The following is a 23,940-nucleotide window of genomic DNA, read 5'->3' as shown; positions in this document are numbered from 1 at the left end:
ACAAGTTATTTAATACACACACTTTTGGGGGTGGGTCAATTTAAACAAGAATAGGTGGGTCAGTTTAAATAGGATTTACTGGGTCAATATAATAGGAATAGGTGGGTCAGTTTGGCAAGAATTTCCACTATGTAACTTAGACAAAAGAGCTATGATTTGTTCGTGATCAATAGCATTATAAATTGGAATTGTTTTCAGTATTTCAGCGTCCACAGCCACAAATCGACATCTCCAATGATCTGTACAATATGTTTCTTCTAAACCGTTTGGGTATACTTTCACTCCGCGATTTGTAATCATTTTCAGTTTTAGATTATAGGAATTAATTATAGACAAAGCATCTCCAATTTCTTTCGGGTCAGAACCTTCCCAATCAATAAATACGTCGACACCTACTAATACTTTCTTTGATTTTTTTCTTTTGTACTCGAAGGTTTTCATAACTCCAGAACCTTCGGTCAATTTGCTAGTGATTAAATCTTTTGGAGCGGTTCCTAATCTAGCGATTACTTCATCTGCAAATTCTTGTGTTGATACCTTTTTCTTGCTTTTTCCTTCCTGATAAATATCTGCTGTATGATATCCTTGTTCAATTGTTGTTAACCAGGCATTTTTAATTTGATCAGCGATTTCTAATTGACCTAAATGTGCTAACATAAGTACAGAAGCATTTATAAGTCCTGAAGGATTTGCAATATGTTGTCCGGCAATATCAGGAGCAGAACCATGGATCGCTTCAAACATAGCGACATTAGTACCAATATTTGCAGAGCCTGCCATCCCCACAGATCCAGCTATTTCGGCTGCAATATCTGATATGATGTCTCCATATAAATTTGAGGTCACAATAACATCATAGTTCTCTGGATGAGCGGCTAGTTTTGCAGATCCTATATCGATAATCTGAGATTCACTTTTGATATCTTCATATTCTAATGCGATTTCATTAAATACTTGATGAAATAATCCATCGGTCAGCTTCATAATATTATCTTTCACCATACAAGTGACTTTTTTTCTTCCATATGCTTTTGCGTATTCAAAAGCATATCGAATTATTCGCTCACAACCTGGTCTTGTAATTAGTTTTAAACATTGTACTACATCTTGTGTTTGTTGATGTTCTATTCCTGCATATAAGTCTTCTTCATTCTCACGGATAATAACCACATCCATATCAGGGAAGTGAGTTTGAACAAAAGGGTGCAAGGCGTTAACCGGACGTACATTGGCATATAATCCAAGTGATTTTCTCAGAGTCACATTTAGACTCTTATACCCCTTACCTTGTGGAGTAGTAATCGGTGCTTTCAAGATTAATTTATTGCGATTTATGACCTCCCAGGAGTTCTTACTAATACCAGCTGTGTTTCCCGATAAGTACACTTGTTCTCCAAGATCTATGAACTCAGGCTCAATATTCGCTCCTGCAGCTGTTAAAATTTTCAGCGTAGCAGACATTATTTCGGGACCTATACCATCACCTTGAGCTACAGCAACTTTTATTAACTTATCCGACCTATTTATATTCTTGTTTTGAACTAAAGTGTTGTGCTTCATCTTTATTTTATTTTTGATTAAAGCAAAGATGCAAATTACATATCATAAATTTTTATTTATATATTTTATTAAAATCATTAATAAATTTAATGAATTGATGTGATGTCTCTTAAATCTGAAGGTTTATATCTGGTAGACTCTAAAGGAGCATAGGTTTTTTTATTGTATAAAAATAGTTAATACTAATTATTATAAGTATAAATAGAGAGTTAATGATTTTTCTATGTTAACTTTGAAAATAGAACAGTATACATATATAAATATGAAAACCATAAGTCAATTTGTATAAATGCCTTGGTTGTACATTTAAGCTATTTTTTATAGATTGTTTTGTATAGTATTTTGTCTGTTTTTCATTTTCCTATTTAGAATTTTAAAGAAAATTAAAAAAAGAACTGTGGCAATAATTTCAAGGATTATAAATACAATAATTCTATTAATTAAAGGTGATGAATCAGAAAATATTACAAGAATTAGCACACTTGAATGTAGCATAAAACTTACGATAAGGAAATACTTTAAAAATACACTCTCTTTAAATAGAAAAGAAAGGGAAAAGTTAATAAATATATTGGCAATTAGAAGTGTAAATCCAAAACCCATATCTCTTCTTCCAAATCCATTTAAGGCTTGAAATAAAATGAATAAAGACACTATTATATTTACTATCAATATTCTTATTTCTCTTGAATTGCTTTCTTTTTTTTCTATCATAATTTCTTACACTATTTAGTGTATCCACAATTTATATATCAAAGTGCAAATTTTGGAGTAACTTGTGATTCTATCTGATATTGTGCATAATATGCTTTGTATGGTAGATTGTGGCCTAAAAAGATGTATATGTAATATACAAATTGTTGTGTATTCGATATGATTCTTCTATTTCATATTTCTACTCATTATTTCTGCCCCAAAATTCGGTAAATATTCATTCAATAATTTATTCCATAAAATCATTCCGTTTTCAGAATTTGCAAATACAACTAATCCTTTTTTAGATTTTAATGAAATAATAGCAAGTGTTTTGGTTCCATAATCTCCTCCGGTATGCATTAACACAGTTTCGTTTTTGTTTAAGTTGGGTAATATTTGTATTCCTAAGCCCCAAAATATTCCTTCTTTTTCTTTAGACTGTGGTTTGATGAATTCTTGATATAATTCTCTGGAAATTCCCGCACCATTTAAAATATGAACTAAAAATTTAGAATAATCTTCTGTAGTTGTTAGTAAGTTTGCTGCAGCATTAGTTTTAGTATATTTTTTAAAGGCAATCTTTTTACCATTTTCGTCGTGTTCTACGGCATATAGATCCTCGTTAACATCTGATGTCCAATAAAATGAAGTGTTTCTCATTTCTAAAGGAACAAACAGTAATTCTTGAGCTATTACTTCTAGAGGTTTTTGGAGTTTACTTTCAATGGCTTTTCGTAAATATTCAAACCCTTCTCCAGAATACTCCCATTGGATACCAGGCTCTCTTAGAAAACTTAATTTTTTATTTTTTGTTAAATATCTCCAATTAGGTAAACCAGATTGATGTGTTAATATGTTGCGTGCGGTTAATTTAGTCAAAAATGGATGTCCTTTTAAATCATTATCAACATAGTATTTGGATAGTGGTTCATCAAGGTTTAGCTTATTCATATCTACCAGTTTTAGTACTACATTGGCGACAACAGGTTTAGTCAATGAAGCCACTTTATAAATACTATTAATTCCAGTTTTTATGGTATCTTGTTGAAAACCAAAAGTTCTTATTTGACTCACTTTACCTTGCTGGATTAAGCCAATTGATATAGATGGGATTTTATGTTTTTTTAATAGTGCTTCTACTTCTTTATCATTCTCAAATAATGGTATTGGGTAATTTGCATTAAAGCCAGATCCGTAATCTGCTTTCGGTTCTTTGTGATCATAACTTAAGACTCTGGATAGTTTCCATTGCCCATTTTTGATATTCCAAACAGATGTAAATTTTGCAATATTAGTAAGATACATTCGTTTATTAGGTTCTTTGATATAAAATAGATGAACACCTTTTTGAATAGCTCCGTATGTTTCTCCATTGTTTTTTAATCTAAAAACCTGGAGACTTTCTTTAACTACTTTTCTGATTGGCTTCTTTTCGGTATTTGAACAAATACTTTCTTTAAAACCTTTTATAAACTGTTCTCTGTTTTGTACACCGTTTTCATCATGATAAAACTCAAAATCTGATGGGATATATTTTTCTAGTATTTGAAAGTTACATTTATTAAAGCCTTCCTCAAAGAATAGACTATCAACACTTTTTAACTCTTTAAAAAATGTTGAATTTTTAGAAACTTGTGACTGAATATTTTTAGAAAGAAGAATTAAGATTGTAAAAATAAGTAGATTGAATTGCTTCATTGTTATTGATTATAATTTTGGTTAAACAATGATGCAATACTCAGTAAATTAAAAATAAATTAGTAGGAAAACACCCCGATAAAATCCCGACAAATTCCCGACATTTTTTATATGATGCTAAATTTCAGGTGTATACGAAGACTTTTGTTTTTGTCTAATCCTATAGCATTTATTAGGATTATTATAATGTTTAATAAAATAGAAACTATCAGGACAGGTAAGGTAAGTCTAATATCTGATGTAAATACTCTATTGAAAAAAGGGCTCAATAAAAATAAAGTACCTGAAACAATAGTCCACATTATTTGAACTGAAATAATTTGTTTTGTCAATGAATTATATTCTTTTTTAAAATAAATAATAGCAGCTGGAACGAGTATGTTTGCAAAGGGAATTGCAACAAATGGTAACGAAGATAGATTAATCAATTTTACAAGCTTAAGATCCAAAGTTTCTTCACTTTTTTCTTTGACTAATTCTTCTTTACTAATATTTAATGCTTCAGAAATAGCATTTAAAGTATGTCCTTTTAGTCTAGCTCCAGCTTCAATTCTCTGTATCGTTCTGACAGAGATTCTTGATTTTTCTGCCAGTTCTTCTTGGGTAAGATTTAATTTCTCTCGATATTCTAGAAGTTTGGACATTTATTATATTATATAAAATTATGATTTGGTTAGTCTTTTTTCTAGTAGTATATATACTATGTTGATATTGGTAGTTTTAATCTATAATATTTATTTCATTAGCTTCAATTTTAGTTTGTTTATAACATTGTATATATAATGTACATCCTTAAGGCTGCATATGCAATATACAAATTGTTATCACTATTTTATTTTTTTTGTAAACTACTTAGTTTAACATTTACGTCACATTTCTTCTTCTCATAATCGGAATGAAAAGTGTCCTGAAAAAGAACAATGTTATCTCAATTTAAAAAGCTTTTATAATCTTTTGATGAATAATAGTATTAATCAACTTTTAATTTTTCCAAAATTTCAAATTTGGTTTCTGCTTTTTTAAAAAAGTCGAGCGACAGCGTATTCAATTCCAACTATCGAGTTGGTGTTATGGTTTTGCAATAAACTCCAAATAGTCGAGGTTTATACACCAGCGACTTGTAGTGAAAAACTTAACACGCAGCACATGTTCTCCAGCTTCCAATTTTGTGTTAACAGAATATTCAGCCCAATCCGAAAACCAATCGTCTGATGGTGTTACACTAATTTTATCGGTTAAAGCTTTTCCATCCAAAAAAAGATGTAAACCCTTTTGTTCCATAGCATCATTACGTGCAGTAGCCATTGCTTTAATCATATATTCGCCTGTGTTTTTTACCTGTATGGTGTATTCTAGCCATTCATTATCTCTTGTCCAGCTTATTATATGTCTGTTTGATTGGTTTGGTTTTGTTTCAATCTCAACATCCAAATCTTGTTCACTCCGGTAATTGGTTTCTGATTTCTTATTGGTATTAACTTCATGAAAAGCAATACCTTCTCCTCCTGTGTCAAAATCTTCAGCCTCAATTCGTCCAGGAATAGTATGAACTTCTTTAAAAGGTTTTTGCTTATCCTCAAGATTACTTTCAGAAGGTAAGTTATGCACCATAGCCTGACCAATATAAATAGATGTTCCGTCCGGTAATTTCGTTACTTTTAGTTTTGCGGTATGCTGTCCAACCTCTTGTTGTTTGGCATAAAAGAATTTTGAAAAATATACATTTCCTGAGCTTTGCTCAAAAGTAAAGGTCTCGGGTGCACCGTTGTCAATGATAATTTCAACTTCCATGCCTTTACCTTGAGGAATGGTTGTGAAGCAAATTAAATCTCCTTCCCAGTTAAATGTCAGAGTTTCATTCACCTTTGAACACTTAAGTGCATCGCTTAACATACTGTTAGTTCTATATCGGTCACTAATATAAACAGCATCTGTATTTATGTCCACACTTTGCCAACCTGAACTTTTTATGACATTGTGGACCGATAACAATGAGCTGTTTGAAAAATGATTGTACACAATGGGATTAGGAATTGTATGCGGTCCACTTTCACCTATTTCATGCATAGACAAAATAGATCGAATGGCTATATCACTATATATTTTGTGGCCATCAGTATTTGGATGCACGCCGTCTTTAGAAAATACTACTTTGCCCTCAACCGGATTGGAATTTTTAAAAACCAGCTGATTGGCTTTTAGTTGTTTCACTACTTCGACTCCAAAATCAATTGAAGGGATGCCGTATTTATTGGCCATTTCCTCTATAATAATACCAAAACCGTATTGTTTACCATTCATTAACCTATCTAACATCCATTCTCCTACGGTATATACGAAGCAGATATCGATATTTGGATCTGTTTCCCATATTTGGCAGATCAAGCCTTCAATGGCACGTGCTTCATATCCACCTCCACCGTTTACACGATATTCAATAAAAACCACATCAGGTTTATGAATGAGTAAATTATCCTTTACTCGACTAGCTGCAAAATCTGCTCCTGTGCCAGGAACTGCTGCATTTATTTCGGTAAAACTAATATCCTTATATTGATTTTGAAACCAGGTAAATACATTATCACTCCAGCCGGTTTGTCGAGTAATGCTGCCCCCAATAAACCCTATGGTAATATTACTTTTATTGTTTGTTTTTTTGAATAAATTAGGCATCCCGTCCCTCATACGAAGTTCTTCAGATATATTGGGATCGAACGATTGGGGTAGTGAAGCGTAAGACAGGAAATGAAAGAATAACGTAGTGGTAACCCAAAAAATTTTGCTCATTATATAAAGTTTAATTTGACCTATGCTTTTGCTACTTGATTATTTGAACCTTAAGCTTAAAGATACTAAAAGGTTTAAACGTAGGTCATAAAATAGCTTGCATCAGTATTCTTTTTGTTTTTTAAATAACACAAACAGGAGACAAATTAAATGAGAGGTTTCCCAAAAATGGGCTCAAAACGAATAAGTAAAAATTGGTTTGCAGAGCCAAAATTTTCATTCACTGAAAACTTTGTTTGACTCACTGAAAACAACATCTTTTTTCTTCACTTTTCCCAAAATTCATAGTCTTATTTAATAAACAAAAAATGTTAATTATGAAAAGCAATATGCTAAAATTATTGATCGTATTGATGGTGTCATCATTTGTTTCATCTTGTAAATCTACTAATGAAACTACAAATTCGAAAGCAAGAGGTAAAGGAAATCAAGGGCCTCCTAATATAGATCAGATTTTTGAAACTATGGATGTAGATAAAGATGGTAAACTATCAGAAACAGAAGTCAAAGGTCCTTTAAAAAATGATTTTTCTAAAATCGATACTAACAGCGATGGTTTTCTTTCAAAAGAGGAAATAGAAAAAGCACCAAAACCTAATCGACAAAGACCGCAGCAGGGAAGAAGGCAATAAAAGAATAAATAAGGTAAAAAGATACTTTTTATAGATAAGGTATAGCGAGTTATTGTAAAAGTACTGTTCTGAAAAAAAAGAATACAACAAAGGTTAACCATAATTTGTAAGCATATAGAAACTCGGCTTCTTAAAAAAATAGCACAAGGTAATCACAGGGCATTTCATCGGTTATATGTATTGTATAAGGATAAAGTATACCATACGGCAATTGGCTATTTACAAAATATCGAGGAGGCCGAAGAGATTACACAAGATGTTTTTTTAACTATTTATAATAAAGCAGAAACATTTAGAGGAAAATCTAAAGTAAGTACTTGGATCTATAGAATAACTATAAACAAAGCACTTAATCAGTTGGAAAAAAGAAAGAGGTTACCCTTGTCAGGAAGTGAAATCCAAGAATCACATAGTGTAGATTTTAATCATCCTGGAATTCAGCTAGAAAACCAAGAAAAAGCCTGGTTTTTGCTTACTGCGATTGATAAACTTCCAGCCAATCAAAAGACCGCTTTTATTTTGAGTTATATTGAAGGGTTGCCGCGACATGAAGTAGGTAATATAATGGGGGTTACTCTAAAATCAATTGAAGGTTTGTTACAAAGGGCAAAATCTCAATTGAGAAAACAATTAATTTCTATTTACCCCGAAGGAAAATCAAAAAAATAGTGTCTAAAGGAAGTAATTTTAAAGTAATGGGTAAAAAAGAACAATGGGTAGATGAGGTTTTAAGAAGTTTTGATAATGCAAAACGTGCTATTCCTAAAGATGGTTTATTTAATGAAATAATTGCTAAGATTCCGAATAATAAAGAAAGTAAAATTATTCCATTGGTTCATCTAACATGGATAGCTGCTGCATCAATAATTATTGTTATAGTAAATGTATATGCATTGAAACTACAAAATGATAATATAAAGAATGTATTAGAGAGCCACAATAATGAAATCTCTTTACTATCAGATTATACTTTTTAAAAACATAAAGAATGAAAAAAGAACTACTGTATAAAACTGTCGTAATTATTTTATTAGTACTTAATATAATACAGGTTGGTTATACCTTATGGGTAAAAAAACCATTGGATAAATCTAACAGACCTTCCAAACCTGATGCCATAGAAATTCTGCATTTGGATCAAGCTCAAGACATACAATTCAAAAAAATTAGTAGAAGGCATGGTAAAGCCATGTCTGAATTAAGAAATAAACAAAAGCAATGCATTCAAGAATATTTTCGGGCTCCGTCAAACTCTTTTTTAGATTGCATAAAAGATATTGAAGCTCAAAAAATAAAAATTACAGAAGAGCATTTTGAAGCTATGAAATCCGTTTTAAGAAAAGAACAACTGATTCAATATAAATATTTTAAAGACAAAGCAGTGAAATTCATACTTAGATAAAAAAACTTTAAAAAAAACTCAAAATCTGCGAAGGATTTGATCTTGGTTCTTGTCAAAAGATAAACTCAAAATTATTTTATTATGAAACCATTCTCATTTTCACTTTTAGCAGTTTTTTTAATATTTAGTATAAATATATCTGCTCACCCAGAAGGACATGGATCTAAAAATGGTACAAAATGGACAATCGATAACAAAACTATTGAAGCCTCTTTTTTAAAATCAGAAGAAGGTATCGTGTTTTTGGAGACAAAATCAGGAAAAATTGTAGCGTATCATATAAGTTCATTCTCTTATGATGATCAAAAGCGTATTGAAAAAAGGGTTGCATTTATCAATGCCATCAATCATCTTGGCCATTATGATCAAAGTGGTAACAAAAATCAATCTTGGCTATCGATAGAAACAACAAAAAAGAAAGTTCTAGCAGGACTATTTTTTTTATCTGTTGTACTCTTTTTTCTTTTTAAAAAGAGAAAGCAATTGATGGTGAATACATTATTTGCTATATTGGTTTTGATCTTGCTTGCTTGTGATAATTCTACAGATGATTCTACAAATGAACCAATATCTGTCCCAGCAAACGATATTATAGCATTAGAAGCATATTTTGGACATTTTTCTGATGTCACAACAAACTCAGATGACACCTTTTTTTATGTTTCGTCAGCAGGAATTCCTGAGCATAGCATGATGGTTGGTATTACAAATTGGCAGCAACAAGTTCCAATAGATCAAAATTATACAGGAGAAAATAGCTGGGCTTTCCCATTACAACCTGTGTTAGCAGAAACCCCATTGTTGTCTTCAGAACATTTTATGAGAGGTGCTATTGCTGTAGCAGTTAACGGAATCCCAATTTTTAATCCTCTAAACAACCGTGGAGAAGACGCATTGATTATTGGTGAATTAGATAATTGGGGAGGACATTGCGGAAGAGCAGACGATTATCATTATCATATTCCTCCAACACATTTAGAAGCGATTATAGGCTCTGATCAACCTTTAGCATACGCACTTGATGGTTTTCCAGTTTATGGAAAAACGACAGATGAATTGGACGAATATCTGGGAAAGTTTAATGAAGATGGTTCATACCAATATCATACCACGGATACATTTCCATATTTTATAGCAGGGATGCGAGGTGAAGTAGCATTAGATCCAAACACGACTGCTCCTGAAGATCAAATCTTGCCACAAGCTATGACCCAAGAGGTCAGACCTGCATTAACACCATTACCAGGTGCAGTAATTACTGGATTTACTTCAACAGGTACTAATGCATACTCCCTAGAATATCAAATTGAAACTGATTTATATTATATCAATTATAGCTGGGATGAAAACAATTTATACACTTATGAATACATTGACAATGAGGGGAATGTAATGATTGAAACTTATCAGAGATAAGGATTCGATTGTTGAAAATAAATTGGAGGTACTGAAATCTCAGCAATGATAATTAACTCTTTAATCCATAAATAAATAAAAATGAAAACTAGTAGATATATGTATATGATGATTCTATGGCTTATGGCCTTATCTTGTTTAAATTGTGATAACGACAATTCTGATGATAATAATACAGATTCAGATGATGATAACCCAGTTACTGGTGAATATTTAGGTACAGCTTCTGTATCACAGGGTTTGGCAACTACAACAATAGATAACTTATATCTTCCAGGCCAACGAGTGGCCGGAGTTGGAACGATAACCGCGGCAGACAATTCGGTTTGGACTGTACCGGCAGAAGTAAACTATAATAATAGTGTTTTTCCATTTGCTCCTGATTTGTTTAATCCTGATGGCATTCAATATTCTACAGCAACAGAGGCCTTAGCAGCATTTGATGACAATGATATTATAGAAATTGATACTGATGGAGAAGTTATTACCGGATACATTTTTGCTGATAATTATTTCGAGCTTTACATAAATGGAGAGTTTGTAGGTAAAGACGCCATACCATTTACTGAATTCAACTCACATATCGTAAAGTTTAGAGTGTCGCGACCATTTACAATTGCTATGAAATTGGTGGATTGGGAAGAAAATTTGGGATTAGGTTCAGAGAACAATCAAGGTAGTGATTATTATACTGGTGATGGTGGTATGGTGGCTGTTTTTAAGGATGTTTTACAAAATATAATAGCTACTACCGGAAGTGAGTGGAAGGCACAAACATTTTATACGTCTCCTATCAAAGATTTAAGCTGTCCTACTGAAAGCGGAACGACAAGAAGTTCATCTAATTGCGATACGGCTAGTGAGAATGATGGGACTTCATTTTATGCCTTACACTGGGAATTACCTAGTACTTGGATGAATGAAAATTTTGATACTTCTGATTGGCCTGATGCGACAACCTATACCAATGAAACTATTGTCGTGAATAACAAACCATCATATACGAACTTTACTGATATTTTTGACGATCCAGAAAATGATGCAGAATTCATATGGTCTACCAATGTTATTTTGGACAATGAAGTGATTGTTAGCTATACTGTTCAATAAAATATCTTTCACAATATTACTTACTGAACCGCAATTAGAGTTTAATGAAAAGCTATGTCTATTGGCTGAAATTAGCTTTTGTTAACATCATATTCCTTTAAGTTTAAGCAATAAATATTCGATTTAATACAATTCTGCTAAAAAAATATGAATTTCAAGGGCTTTATACTGTTATTATTGTTTTTCAACTTTTATCTGGCTTCTGCCCAAAGAAATACTATAGATATAAAAGGGGTTGTTTTGGACGAAGCAACTGATGAACCTCTGGAATACGCAACTTTAGTGCTTCAAAATTTAGATAATCCGGGTGTGGTTAATGGAGGGATTACAGATGCAAGTGGAAAGTTTAATATAAAAACCTCACCCGGAAACTATATCATACGCGTAGAATATATTTCTTATAAGCCCTATGTCCTTGAAAAACAAAATTTACAAAGTTCAATTGACTTGGGAGCTATTACTCTTACCATCGATACAGAGGCATTAGATGAAGTAACAATAATTGGAGAAAAAACTACCGTAGAACTTAGGTTGGATAAAAAAATCTACAACATAGGTAAGGATCTTACTGTAGGTGGTGCCAATATAAGTGATGTCTTGAACAATGTTCCTTCGGTAGCTGTGGATGTAGATGGTACGATAAGTTTAAGAGGAAATGAAAATGTTCGCATACTGATCAATGGTAAACCATCTGCCTTAGTGGGATTTGGATCTAGTGATATTTTACAGCAATTACCAGCTGATGCCATAGAACGGGTAGAGGTAATTACAAGTCCATCGGCAAGATACGATGCAGAGGGAACAGCAGGGATATTAAATATTATTCTTCGAAAAGAAAAGACTCTTGGTCTAAATGGATCTATCAATACTAATATTGGGTATCCCACAGCAAGTCAGATTACTACTAACTTTAATTTACGTTCGGATAAATTCAACATTTTTAATACTCTTGGTTATTTTTATCGCGAACCGCCCGGAAGTGCATTTTTTGACAATTCATATACCAATGGGACTTATACCAGGATTATTGAAGAAAGAGACGTATCTCGTGAAAATTTGGGATTTAATGTCAATTTGGGTATGGAGTATTATCTAACCAAAAAATCTTCACTTACCGGAAGCATTTTTGCACGCTTTTCTGATGAACATGAAACCACAGAAAACAATAGTCAACGATTTGCTCAGAATGATATTAACGATATTACATTAAGAAATGAAGATCAAAGTGAAGATGATAAAAGTTATCAAGCTTCTTTGAATTATACCAATAATTTTAATGACGAAGGTCATCAACTTACTGCTGATTTTCAATATGGATATAATAAAGAGGAGGTAATTACTACTATTGATGAGAATATTATTATTCCTGATAATCAGTTGCTTAGTGAAGAGGCGGTTTTTGAGACCGAAACACAGAATGAGTTTCTGTTACAGACGGATTATGTATTGCCTATTGGGGATAAGCAATTTGAGGCAGGGTATCGAGGTGATTTTGAAAAAGAAGTTACAGTGTATCAATTGGATACCCTTAATCTTAATACAGGAGAATTTGAGATCAATCAAGATCTTACCAATCAATTTAACTATACAGAGAACATCAATGCATTGTATTCTCAATATGGTGATAAAACTGGGAAATTATCTTTTTTGTTTGGGTTACGCCTAGAAAACACTCGTTTAAAAGGTGAGGTTATATCAGAGTACGATGCAGATGCATTACAGGAACTGTTAGGAGAGGATGTTGATCTAAATTTTGATAAGAATTATTTAGGTCTTTTTCCAACAGTAAACTTAATATACGAATTAGCAGAGGATGAGAATATTTCTCTTGGTTATAACAGGAGGATTAATAGACCCAGAGGGTTTTTTATTAATCCGTTTTCTTCGAGATCTAGTGTTATCAATATATTTCAGGGAAATCCGGATCTTGACCCTGCTTATGCTAATGCTTTTGACTTAGGATATTTAAAACGTTGGGAAAAGCTAACGTTGACATCATCAATATACTATCAAAGGGAAACAAATTCTTTTGAAGTAATTCAGGAAGAAACCGGACAAACTACAGCTGATGGGATATTTATTATTCGCTCCATACCTGTTAATTTATCTACCAACAAACGTTATGGAGCAGAATTAGGAATACTATATAACCCATCCAGAAAGATACGATTCAATTGGAGCTTCAACCTCTTTAAATTCGTCTCAGATGGAATTTTTAACGATGTAGACTATGGGACTGAAAATACAAGTTGGTTTTCTCGTTTTAGTTCAAATATTAGACTTCCTGGAGAAATACAATGGCAAACCAATGCCAATTACAGAGGTCCCAGGAAGAATTCACAAACAAAGTATGATGGTATCTTTTTCTTAGATCTGGCCTTTAGTAAAGATATTTTGAGTGAAAAAGCTTCTGTTACCCTGAATGTAAGAGACTTACTAAACTCCAGAAAACGGTTATTGTCAACCGAAACAGATTTCTTTACCTCTGAAGGAGAACTGCAGCGGCGTGAAAGGCAAATCACTCTATCTTTTATTTATCGTATCAATCAAAAAAAGGAAAGAAACGGACGTCAAAAGCAAAATAATGAAGAGGAAGAAGGATTTTAAAAATAACTAAAAATGTATAATTCTGATAATCAAATTTATAGTCTTCCTAAAGGAACCAGAGAAATTATTAAATATCAAGGGTTCCGGTTTTATGAATGTAATGGGATCATATACAAAGAGATTAAAAATAATAATAAAACCTGTTATCAAATAATTAATCGATTAGAGAAGAATTTATTTAAATAATGATAAAAAAATTTCGCTTAAAAGAGTATAGGATTTATTTAAAATACTCATAACAAGAACAACTATTGTTGAAATTTTTGGTCTAAGAATAAATAACATAAAAACAAAAACAATGAAATCTGTTATGATAAAACTGATGTCACTATCCATTATGTTTACACTACTAAGCTCATGGGAGGCAACAAGCCAACACTTAGGCAATAGATCGAAAACTGGCACACTTCCCAAATGGGAAAAATTATTTAATAAATTTGATAAAGACGGAGATGGTCTACTATCGATTAAAGAAGTAAAAGGTTCAACTAATAAACACTTTTACAGAATAGATATAAATAAAGATTATTTTATCTCTATGGAAGAATTTGAGAAATTTCTAATACCAAAGAAAGATCTGGTATGTAACAAAAGAAATTGTAAAATTTAGGCATATAAAAATCATAGTCAAATTATAGAAAAAGATTACAAATCGAAAAACAAAGAAACTACCTTTATTTTGTGTTAAATTTCGGTGGAATTGAAGAGAGTTGAACTGCTAAGAATTGATCCAGTGGATCAATTTAACAAAAGAGCCAGTTGACGCATTGGCAGAGTCTCCTGAATACAGAAAATCCTGCCGTAAGACAGGATTAAAGTGGAGTCGGAGGGTCTAACCGATAGTTTTTAAGATATTGAAAATCAAAATATTAAATATGAATTTCGAAATACACGCACCGAATTACGCACCAATCAGGATTTTGTGTATTTTATATAGTTATTTTATTTCTGGATCTAGTTTTAGGATCATGGGGTTAATTTTTCCGAAAAAATAGCTGTCTACTTGTTATATAATTTTTTGTTAGATTTTGGACTCGAATAACGATGTTTTTATATTTTAAGGTAAAAACGTAGTAAATTTGAGGTTTACGCGTGTTGTTAATCAATATGAAATCCTTAATTTTATGTTAACATAAAAATTACCCCCCAATATGAAATTAACTATATGTACCAAAATTCTAAACAGTCTTTGGGAACTGTTGAATATGATGAAAATTATTTAAAAGAAGAATTATATAATTTATTAAAACAAGATAAATCAATTTTTGATTTTATCCAAAACTCTGCTTTAGATGGTTTGTGGTTCTGGGATTTAGAATATCCTGAAAATGAGTGGATGAATCCTAAGTTTTGGATTACTTTGGGTTATGATCCTAATCAAATGCCACATCTTTCTTCTACATGGCAGAATATTATTAATCAAGACGATCTCGCTCTAGCACTGGACAATTTTAATGATCATTGTGAGGATCCATCATGTCCGTACGATCAAATAGTTCGTTATACGCATAAATTAGGTCATACAGTATGGATTCATTGTAGGGGTATTATAATACGTGATAGTAAAGGAAAACCTACGAGAATGTTAGGAGCCCATACTGATGTAACAAAGCTTAAGAAAACAGAACTTAAATTAAGGCACCAAGTAGAACGTTATCAGCATATTATAGAGAGTACAGATCTTGGTACTTGGGAATGGAATATGCAGATTGATCGTTTGATTTGTAATGAACGTTGGGCAGAAATTTTAGGATTTACCTTACTAGAATTAGAACCGATTACAATGGATACATTTAAAAAAAGTATTCATCCTTCTGATCTAGAAAAATTTGAAAAAAATGTGGCACAACATTTTATTGGAGAAACACTATTTTATAAGTTTGAGGTTAGAGTAAAGCATAAAAATGGAGAATGGATTTGGGTTTTAAATCGAGGTAAAATAGTTAGTTGGACAAAACAAGATGAGCCAGAATGGATTATTAGATCGTTGCAAGAAATAACTCAAAGCAAAAAAGATCTTGAGAAACATAAATTATTTATCGAACAAGCTCCTAGTGCAATTGCTATGTTCGATAAGAACATGTGCTATATAGCTCATTCTAAAAAATGGAAAGTCGATTATAGTATTAGTGAAGAGAATATTATAGGGAAGTCACATTATGAAATTTTTCCAGAGATTGGAGAGAATTGGAAAAAAGATCATCAAAATTGTCTTTCAGGAAAAATACTTAGTTCTGATGAGGATAGATTTGAAAGAGAAGATGGATCTGTTCAATGGTTATCTTGGAAATTACATCCTTGGTATAAGAGCAATAACGAAGTAGGAGGAATAATTATGCTTACCACAGATATCACAAAGATAAAAGATACTGAAATCCAATTAAGGTTAAGTGAAAAGAAATTTAGGGAAAATTTTGAAAATGCTGCTATAGGTATGGCCATTTTAGATTTAAAGGGTAAATGGTTAGAGGTAAATGATACGCTTTGTTCCATTGTTGGTTATACTTCAGAAGAACTTTTGGGTTTAACTTTTCAAGATATTACTTATTCAGATGACCTTAGTAAGGATTTAGAATTGTTTCAAGAATTGTTAGATGGAGATAGATCTTACTATCATATGGAAAAAAGATATCTCCATAAAAAAGGCCATATTGTCCATGTGATCCTTTCTGCTTCTATAATTAGGGATGAAAATGAGAAACCGTTATATTTTATTTCACAAATAACTGATATTACCCTTAGAGTTAATGCTAATCAAAAACTGAAGGAAACATTGGCGCAATTAGAGGGGGTATTAGAAGCAAGTACACAAGTAAGTATTATAGAAACTAATCTTGAAGGTGTTATAACTAAATTTAATAAAGGAGCAGAAAATTTATTAGGATATAAACGAGATGAAGTTATCAATAAAGAAACTGTCAAGCTAATTCACTTAGATGAGGAAGTGCTTGAATATGGTTATGAATTATCAAAAGAATTAGGTAAGGAAATCAATGGTTACGATATTATTGAAACTCCTTTGAATAGGCAAAAACATTTGAACAAAGAGTGGACCTATGTGAAAAAAGATGGAACAAAGTTCCCAGTTCAACTAGCTACAACTGCAATAAAAATTAACAATTCTATTACAGGTTATTTAAGAGTTGCTACCAATATAAGCGAAATTAAGGAAGTAGAGAAAGAAATAAAATCTCTATTGCAAGTAGCAATGAACAAAACGAGAGACTCAAAAACTTTGCTCATATCGTATCTCATAATCTAAAATCACATTCGGGTAACTTTAATATGTTGTTAGATCTCTTCATTCAGGAAAATCCTGATTTTAAAAATCATGAAATCATAAAACTATTTAATATGGCTTCAAATGATCTAACTGAAACTATAGGACATTTAAATGAGGTAGTTTTAATGAATACATCAGTAGATCAAAATCTGGTTGGAATAAACCTTTGCGAAGCTATTGATAGGGTAGTTAATAGTGTTGCTATGAATGCTAAAAAATTGGGAGTGAGAATAATAAATGAAGTGGAAGAGCACGTTACTATATTGGGTATACCAGCTTATTTAGATAGTATACTTCTTAATTTTACTACAAATGGAATAAAATATAGATCACCAAAAAGAGATAGTTATTTAATCTTTAATACTTATTTAGAAGGTGATTTTATAGTATTAAATATAGAAGATAATGGTTTAGGAATAGACTTGAATAAACATCATGCCAAACTTTTTGGTATGTATAAAACTTTTCACAGAAACAAAGAGGCAAGAGGAATAGGACTATTTATAACAAAAAATCAAGTCGAAGCTATTGGTGGCAAAATTGATATAGAAAGTCAAGTAGATAAGGGCACCACATTTAAAATATATATACAAAATGAAAAAAATTGATATAGCATGTATTATTGATGATGATACAATTTTTATTTACGGTGTTAAAAAAGTAATGCAACTTACAGAGGTTTGTAATAATTTTTTGATATATCGTGATGGAAAGGAAGCTTTGGACGCCTTAACATCCTTAGTTACCTCGAATGAAAAATTACCAGATATTATACTGTTAGATCTCAATATGCCTGTTCTTGATGGATGGCAGTTTTTAGAAGAATTTGTAAAAGTTCATGTGCCAAAGAAGATATTGATTTATATTGTTTCTTCGTCGGTTGATCCTTCGGATATTCTTAAGGCAAAATCTTATGAAATTGTAAGTAATTATATTGTGAAACCAATCACGATGGAAAAGCTTGTAAGCTTAGTAGAAGATTTTGAAAATGCATAAAAATAGGTATATGAAGATTTTTAAATCTTAAAAAGGTATACCTAATTCGTTTGTCATATTTTTCCGATGAATTAGGTCTGTATGTTTTATCTTCATTGATATATTTCTATTATATTAATCCTTTTCATTTTTTTTGTTTCATGGCATCTAATGGTTTTATATGTTGTTAATTAAGTGCTTATTTGATCAATACAAACTGAATATAAAATTCCCGAGTATTTTCTTAACTAGGTTTTCAATAGCAAATTAATTTTATATGGTGCTATGATTTTGTTTTTTTTATTCTTGTTTGATTTTTGTGAAGCTATCAAAATGGGGCATTCTCATTTACTTTTGATAATAACCATTGAATATCGTCTTCAATAATATCCTCAATATTATTGAATTTGATGTGTTTGGCGTGTTTACCTTTCTCACTATATTTTAGTCTATCATGTTTAAGCTTGACCATGTGGTGTATATAAAGCATACAAGAGTCATTATTTCCTTCCTGAATTCCGCATAATACATTATTCTTCCCATTCCTTGAGTATAAAACCAATTTTACTTTTTCTCCACCAATAATGTTCCATTCAATATTATCAAAATTAGATTCGATGATTTCCTTTAATTTGTTTCCTATTTCATTTGCTTTTGAGCTTTTGAATATCTGATTGAAATTTTTCATATCAATTATATAGATTATTAATGCATCGCAACGTGAGAAGTATGTGTTTTAGCATAAAAAATAATACGAATTTTTTCGTTTTTTTCTACGCATTGGTTGCTAAACTTTTTCTTTTGAGGAAGTATTGCTCCTTATCAAGGATACAATAATCATTCGATTTATCATATCATTAGAGTATTTGTTCAATTTTATTCTTTTTAAGAAACTTTCTCTGCATACGAAGAAGGTTTTATTCCTGACCCATATTTTAGAGCGAGTACTTGAGTAAACTCTGCTCCAAAAAATAAAATAAGACTAGAGTATGAAACCCATAATAGGATTAATATTACAGATCCTGCTGCGCCAAATGTAGATCCAGGATTCACAGTTCCAAAATAAATACCTAAAGTAGATTTACCAATACTAAATAAAATTGTAGTTACAAAAGCGCCTAACCAAACATCTCTCCATTTCATTTTTACATCAGGTAACACTTTAAATATCATTGCAAATAATACCGTGGTTAAAACAATAGATAACACATAATTGATAATCTGGATCACATAAATGATAAAATCTGGAAAATGTTGACCAATCCAGTCAGTAGTCGCAGTGATCAAAGTTGTCAATACTAAAGAGGTGAGCAATAAAAATCCAATCATGAGGATCAATCCTAAAGAGAAAATTCGGTCTTTCACCATTTTTAATATTTCACTTTTAGGTTTTGGTTTTACACCCCAAATTGTATTCAAAGATTTTTGTAAAGCAATAAACATTCCTGTTGCTCCATAAAGTAATGTGACAATACCGATGATGATTAACAGGGTAGATTGTTCTTGATCTATAGCATTTTTAAGCATTATTTCGATGGTTTTAGCTACGTCTTTTCCTAAAACATCGGTAATCTCGCTTATAATTTTTCCTTTAATCTCATTTTTTTCATAAAACAGACCTGTTGTCTGAATAATGATAATTAACAATGCAGGAAAAGAGAATAATGCGTAGTAGCTTACTGCTGCGCTCATCTGAAAAGGCTCATTAGCATTCCAATTTTTATAGGTGGTTCTTATAATCGTTAAGAATGCTTTTATAGATATTGTTGTGTATTTCATAATACTTAAACATTAGTAAGTCAGCGACTTTATTTAATGCCACGGTTTTGAGGAGTAGCCCCTGTAAATAAAAGTATTTTCGCTCTCAGTAGTGGTCGGGATGTAAGTAAAAAGATGATTTTTATAGGAAAAACTGGCTCTAATCATTTTTTTAAATTCACCTTCCTCAAATTGATCATAAAAGCGAGTGAGATAGTCATAATGCATTTGATCAACTACAATACCCACAAAAAGTTTAGGTTTTATTTTTTTGTCTTCGTTTTCAACTCTTTGACGAACGCCTATATATGAAAAAAAGAGGAAGATTATAATTATTAATTTGTACATCATGTATTCTAATTCAGAATAAACCTCAAAGTAGTCAAAAAGTGTGTAACTTAATAGTGATTTATGGGTACAGTCAAAACTTATAGGGATTGAGTTACATTTTGGAGCTATTTGTTTCAATATTTGTATTTTAAAAATAATGTTTACTAAATAGACTTAATGAAGTTAAAAAAATACGTATTACTTACATATATATTGACATTTTTATGTCATTTACAACTACAATCTCAAGATATAGAAACGATAACTCCTAAAAAAGAGTATTATGGTATTGACCAGAACCGTAAAATTATTGTATGGAATTTTAAGATACCAGATGCTTCAAATTCTAACGGTAACAAGCTAAATATAATTTTTAGAAATGATTATATATTCTCATTACCATCAGATAGTTTATCATATACAAGAAGTTATGATGTGAACCATAATGGTGAAATATTTAAATTATATATTACACAATTACCCATTATTCAAATAACTTCTAAAGAAGCTATAAAAGATGATCCAAAAATTCCTTCTCAATTTACATTTGCTCATCAAGATACTGTTAAGAGTGCTTTAGCTGGTATTGAATTGCGAGGCAATATTTCATTAAAATTCCCAAAAAAATCCTACGACTTAGAGTTTTGGGAGACTCCTAAAGAAGAAATTTCAACAGATATGAAGTTTGGAGATTTAAGAGAAGATGATGATTGGATCCTAGATGGTTTATATAATGAACCTCTACGTTTACGATCCTATTTATGTAATAAACTATGGTTGTCGATCCACAAACCTCAATATATAGATCAGAAAAAAGATGCAAAAGGTGGTATAGATTTAATGTATACAGAAGTCTTTTTGGATTCGAAATACATAGGTATTCATGCCTTAACAGAACAAGTAGACCGAAAACTTTTACAACTCAAGAAATATAAAAAAGGAAAAGTAAGAGGTGAGTTATTTAAGGCAGGTAGTCATAATGGAGCTCCTGCTTACATGAAGGTACCAAAGTATAAAAATATTTTTCCTCATTGGGCGGGTTACGAGATCGAATATCCTTTTGTAAACTACAAAACACAATGGAAATATATACATCATTTTACCAAATTTGTGATTAAGTCTAAAGATTCTATATTTAAGAGGAAGGTAGCTACAAAGTTTGATCTGGATAATGCCATTGATTATTTTTTGTTCATTAATCTTGTTCGTGCTACAGATAATCTAGGGAAAAATTTTTATGTTGCCAGATACGATAAGAAAACGCCTTATTTTAATGTACCTTGGGATTTGGATGGTGTTTTAGGAACTATTCAGGATGGAAAAAGAATTTCGACGACAAATGATATTTTAAGCAATGGGCTATTTGATAGATTACTCAATGTAAATCCTGATAATTACCGACAACGATTAAAAGCCCGATGGTTTTTACTGCGAAAGCAAGAGTTTAGTAATGCCTCTTTATTTGAAAATATTAGAGCTACATATGATTTTTTTGAAAAGAATAAAGTATACGAAAGAGAAGCATTAGTTTGGCCTTCAGATGTAACGTTACCTGGGCATCTAGATTATATGGAGTCCTGGCTAACCGATCGTCTTCAATATTTGGACACTTATTTTGATGAATTACCTTAGTCTTTTGGTTGTAAAATCCAAAAATGTACTCTTTTTGATAAAAAAATAACCAAATCCATTAAAAGAGTTACCCTTTCTATCATATGCATTAATGTCTCTATGATTTCTAATCTATCTTGCCAATAGTAAAATGCAATATTCACAAATTTTTAAAACGATTCTAATTATTAGTCTTTACACAGGGACTATAAATCAAATTATGGCTTCACTTGATACAATACAATTTAAGAACAAAATTATTCCTTCACTAATTATTAATGAGGCTGGGACAGCATTGTCACATTATCCCGAATTAGAGGAAGTTTCAATTGAGTTTAAGTTTAAGCCTTCTTTGAAGAGGTCGTTTATGAAAGCTCAACCAAAGTTCTCTTCAATTTTTAGATCAAAAAAGAAAAGAACTTATGTGATTTTGATGAGTAAGGTCTTTAAAATTGATGGAATGGAACTACCCATCCAAGACATCCCAAAAAATGTATTAATAGGTTGGTTGGGGCACGAGTTAGGTCACATTATGGATTATCACACAAGAAGTAGCTTAAATCTGATGCTTTTTGGGATACAATATTGGATTTCTCCAAATTATATCAAAGAAGCAGAGCGCATGGCAGATACTTATGCGATAACACATTCGATGCAAGACTACATCTTAGCCACCAAAAAATTTATTCTTACTCATAGCTCTCTATCAGAAAAATATAAGGCGCGTATCAGACGATTATATTTATCTCCTGATGAAATATTATTATTGGTTAAAGAGCAAGAAATGAAATAACCAAGATTATAAATATACTCAACTAACCATTATTTAATTAAAAAAGAATATCAATGAAAGCTATACTGGAAAAAGCGGAAAATTACATATTTGAACTCTTTAAGGAAAAATTACCCAAAACGTATTTATACCATAATTTCCTTCATACGCAAAGGGTTGTAGAAAGTGTGCAAGAGATCATTGAAAAAACTGATATCAACGATGAAGATTCAGAAGTTGTTCAGATAGCAGCGTGGTTTCACGATACGGGATATATTAAAGGTGCAGAAAACCACGAAAAGGAAAGTGCAAGAATAGCAAAGAGATTTCTATCAGAACATCGAATAAGCGATAAGAACATAGAGATGATACAAAACTGTATTCTAGCAACAGAGTTTGGAAAAAAACCAAATACTATTCTTGAAGAAATTATCAAAGATGCTGATAGCTCTCACTTGTCTAAAGATTATTTTATAGAAGTAAGTGAGCTTCTACATCAGGAATTAATACTTCAAGGTATTTCAGAACTCTCTGGAAAAGAATGGAGAGCAGAAAACGTGAAATTATTTTCTGAACAACATCAATATTATACCAGATACGCAGTAGAAAATTGGGAGCAAAATAAAAATAAAAATTTATTGAATCTTCTTAAAAAACAGAAGAAGAATAAAAAAAAGCAAAAAAAAGAGGTTGTTAAAGCAAAACTTAAGGCAAAATATAAAAATGAAAGCCCTGAGAGAAGTATTCAAACTTTGTTTAGAGTTACCCTAAGAAATCATATTAAATTAAGTGATATAGCAGATACCAAGGCCAATATTTTACTATCTGTAAACGCGATTATTATTTCATTGGCCCTGGCAAATCTAATTCCCAAACTCGATGCTCCTTCAAATAGGCATCTAATGATACCTAGTTTGATATTGGTATTGTTCAGTGTGGCAGCTATAATCCTATCCATTATGTCGACCCAACCTAAGGTTACCGGGGGAGAGTTTACTAAGGAACAAGTAAATAAACGGAAAGTGAACTTATTGTTTTTTGGGAATTTTTTCAAGATGCCTTACGATAGATACCAAGAAGCAATTGATGCAGTAATTAATGATAAAGAATATGTGTATAAAATGTTAACCAAAGATCTCTATCTCCTTGGTGTGGTTTTGCAAAAAAAGTACAAACTTTTGAAAATCACGTATATAGTTTTTACTATAGGAATCATACTTTCCGTAATCGCATTTATTTTCGCATTTGCTAACGTCGAACTTGCCGAGAAGGTGGTAGAACCAATCATTTCAAAATAAAAAAT

The 23,940-nt window shown here is 31.4% G+C and carries 22 protein-coding genes; 15 read left to right on the top strand and 7 right to left on the bottom strand.

Going from position 1 to position 23,940, the window contains the following annotated elements; genetic code table 11:
- Positions 1-75: 75 nt before the first annotated feature.
- Positions 76-1,560 carry an NADP-dependent isocitrate dehydrogenase gene (locus FOF46_RS09965; RefSeq protein ID WP_143916357.1) on the bottom strand — a complete coding sequence of 495 codons (1,485 nt, stop codon included), beginning with the start codon at positions 1,558-1,560 and terminating at the stop codon, positions 76-78.
- Positions 1,561-1,957: 397 nt separating this feature from the next.
- Here FOF46_RS09965 and FOF46_RS09960 point away from each other — a divergent pair, with 397 nt between their 5' ends.
- A complete protein-coding gene (locus FOF46_RS09960) occupies positions 1,958-2,194 on the top strand; it encodes a hypothetical protein (RefSeq protein ID WP_143916356.1) in 237 nt (78 codons plus the stop codon).
- Between the two features lie 248 nt (positions 2,195-2,442).
- Here the strand turns inward: FOF46_RS09960 and FOF46_RS09955 are convergent, their stop codons facing one another.
- The 3 genes from FOF46_RS09955 to FOF46_RS09945 all read right to left on the bottom strand — a co-directional run bounded on the left by FOF46_RS09955 (position 2,443) and on the right by FOF46_RS09945 (position 6,741).
- Positions 2,443-3,954, bottom strand: coding sequence for a serine hydrolase (locus FOF46_RS09955; protein ID WP_143916355.1), 1,512 nt, complete (start codon positions 3,952-3,954; stop codon positions 2,443-2,445).
- Positions 3,955-4,061: 107 nt separating this feature from the next.
- The gene (locus tag FOF46_RS09950; RefSeq protein WP_143916354.1) at positions 4,062-4,598 is read right to left on the bottom strand and encodes a helix-turn-helix domain-containing protein; all 537 of its coding nucleotides are present in this window, start codon (positions 4,596-4,598) and stop codon (positions 4,062-4,064) included.
- Positions 4,599-5,022: 424 nt separating this feature from the next.
- Positions 5,023-6,741 carry a carbohydrate-binding protein gene (locus FOF46_RS09945; protein WP_143916353.1) on the bottom strand — a complete coding sequence of 573 codons (1,719 nt, stop codon included), beginning with the start codon at positions 6,739-6,741 and terminating at the stop codon, positions 5,023-5,025.
- A 317-nt stretch (positions 6,742-7,058) separates the two neighbouring features.
- Here FOF46_RS09945 and FOF46_RS09940 point away from each other — a divergent pair, with 317 nt between their 5' ends.
- From FOF46_RS09940 to FOF46_RS09890, 11 genes are all read left to right on the top strand, one after another.
- Positions 7,059-7,373 carry an EF-hand domain-containing protein gene (locus FOF46_RS09940; protein WP_143916352.1) on the top strand — a complete coding sequence of 105 codons (315 nt, stop codon included), beginning with the start codon at positions 7,059-7,061 and terminating at the stop codon, positions 7,371-7,373.
- An 81-nt stretch (positions 7,374-7,454) separates the two neighbouring features.
- Positions 7,455-8,042, top strand: coding sequence for an RNA polymerase sigma factor (locus FOF46_RS09935; protein ID WP_200825180.1), 588 nt, complete (start codon positions 7,455-7,457; stop codon positions 8,040-8,042).
- Positions 8,042-8,350, top strand: a complete 309-nt coding sequence (locus FOF46_RS09930) for a hypothetical protein (protein ID WP_143916351.1) — start codon at positions 8,042-8,044, stop codon at positions 8,348-8,350. The genes FOF46_RS09935 and FOF46_RS09930 overlap by 1 nt, the downstream gene beginning before the upstream one ends.
- A gap of 11 nt (positions 8,351-8,361) precedes the next feature.
- Positions 8,362-8,775, top strand: a complete 414-nt coding sequence (locus tag FOF46_RS09925) for a hypothetical protein (RefSeq protein ID WP_109439078.1) — start codon at positions 8,362-8,364, stop codon at positions 8,773-8,775.
- Between the two features lie 81 nt (positions 8,776-8,856).
- Positions 8,857-10,191 (top strand): YHYH protein, encoded by a 1,335-nt coding sequence (locus FOF46_RS09920; protein ID WP_143916350.1) that lies wholly within the window; start codon positions 8,857-8,859, stop codon positions 10,189-10,191.
- An 81-nt stretch (positions 10,192-10,272) separates the two neighbouring features.
- Positions 10,273-11,301 carry a hypothetical protein gene (locus FOF46_RS09915; RefSeq protein WP_208746766.1) on the top strand — a complete coding sequence of 343 codons (1,029 nt, stop codon included), beginning with the start codon at positions 10,273-10,275 and terminating at the stop codon, positions 11,299-11,301.
- Between the two features lie 147 nt (positions 11,302-11,448).
- On the top strand, positions 11,449-13,908 hold the full coding sequence (locus FOF46_RS09910; protein ID WP_143916349.1) for a TonB-dependent receptor: 2,460 nt from the start codon (positions 11,449-11,451) through the stop codon (positions 13,906-13,908).
- Positions 13,909-14,206: 298 nt separating this feature from the next.
- Complete coding sequence (locus FOF46_RS09905; protein WP_143916362.1) at positions 14,207-14,518, top strand: EF-hand domain-containing protein; 312 nt, start codon at positions 14,207-14,209, stop codon at positions 14,516-14,518.
- A gap of 555 nt (positions 14,519-15,073) precedes the next feature.
- Positions 15,074-17,170 carry a PAS domain-containing protein gene (locus FOF46_RS09900; protein ID WP_143916348.1) on the top strand — a complete coding sequence of 699 codons (2,097 nt, stop codon included), beginning with the start codon at positions 15,074-15,076 and terminating at the stop codon, positions 17,168-17,170.
- A 92-nt stretch (positions 17,171-17,262) separates the two neighbouring features.
- Complete coding sequence (locus FOF46_RS09895) at positions 17,263-17,799, top strand: ATP-binding protein (protein ID WP_167571786.1); 537 nt, start codon at positions 17,263-17,265, stop codon at positions 17,797-17,799.
- The gene (locus FOF46_RS09890) at positions 17,786-18,187 is read left to right on the top strand and encodes a response regulator (protein WP_143916346.1); all 402 of its coding nucleotides are present in this window, start codon (positions 17,786-17,788) and stop codon (positions 18,185-18,187) included. Before FOF46_RS09895 ends, FOF46_RS09890 begins: the two co-directional genes overlap by 14 nt.
- A gap of 307 nt (positions 18,188-18,494) precedes the next feature.
- On the opposite strand, the gene FOF46_RS09885 is transcribed toward FOF46_RS09890, so the two are convergent.
- From FOF46_RS09885 to FOF46_RS09875, 3 genes are all read right to left on the bottom strand, one after another.
- Positions 18,495-18,854, bottom strand: a complete 360-nt coding sequence (locus tag FOF46_RS09885) for a hypothetical protein (RefSeq protein WP_143916345.1) — start codon at positions 18,852-18,854, stop codon at positions 18,495-18,497.
- 197 nt (positions 18,855-19,051) lie between these two features.
- On the bottom strand, positions 19,052-19,945 hold the full coding sequence (locus FOF46_RS09880; protein WP_143916344.1) for a YihY/virulence factor BrkB family protein: 894 nt from the start codon (positions 19,943-19,945) through the stop codon (positions 19,052-19,054).
- A 33-nt stretch (positions 19,946-19,978) separates the two neighbouring features.
- Entirely contained in the window at positions 19,979-20,392 is a 414-nt protein-coding gene (locus FOF46_RS09875) for an alkaline phosphatase family protein (protein ID WP_244299601.1), read from the bottom strand.
- Between the two features lie 39 nt (positions 20,393-20,431).
- On the opposite strand from FOF46_RS09875, the gene FOF46_RS09870 reads away from it, so the two are divergent.
- The 3 genes from FOF46_RS09870 (at position 20,432) to FOF46_RS09860 (ending at position 23,935) form a co-directional block, all read left to right on the top strand.
- Positions 20,432-21,886, top strand: coding sequence for a CotH kinase family protein (locus tag FOF46_RS09870; protein ID WP_143916343.1), 1,455 nt, complete (start codon positions 20,432-20,434; stop codon positions 21,884-21,886).
- A gap of 199 nt (positions 21,887-22,085) precedes the next feature.
- Positions 22,086-22,658, top strand: coding sequence for a M48 family metalloprotease (locus tag FOF46_RS09865; protein WP_143916342.1), 573 nt, complete (start codon positions 22,086-22,088; stop codon positions 22,656-22,658).
- 53 nt (positions 22,659-22,711) lie between these two features.
- The gene (locus FOF46_RS09860) at positions 22,712-23,935 is read left to right on the top strand and encodes a Pycsar system effector family protein (RefSeq protein WP_143916341.1); all 1,224 of its coding nucleotides are present in this window, start codon (positions 22,712-22,714) and stop codon (positions 23,933-23,935) included.
- Positions 23,936-23,940: the final 5 nt, after the last annotated feature.

Source organism: Aquimarina algiphila (genome assembly GCF_007489275.1).
Classification (GTDB): domain Bacteria; phylum Bacteroidota; class Bacteroidia; order Flavobacteriales; family Flavobacteriaceae; genus Aquimarina; species Aquimarina algiphila.
Note: the sequence above shows the minus strand (reverse complement) of the source record. Positions and strands in the feature narration are given on the sequence as shown.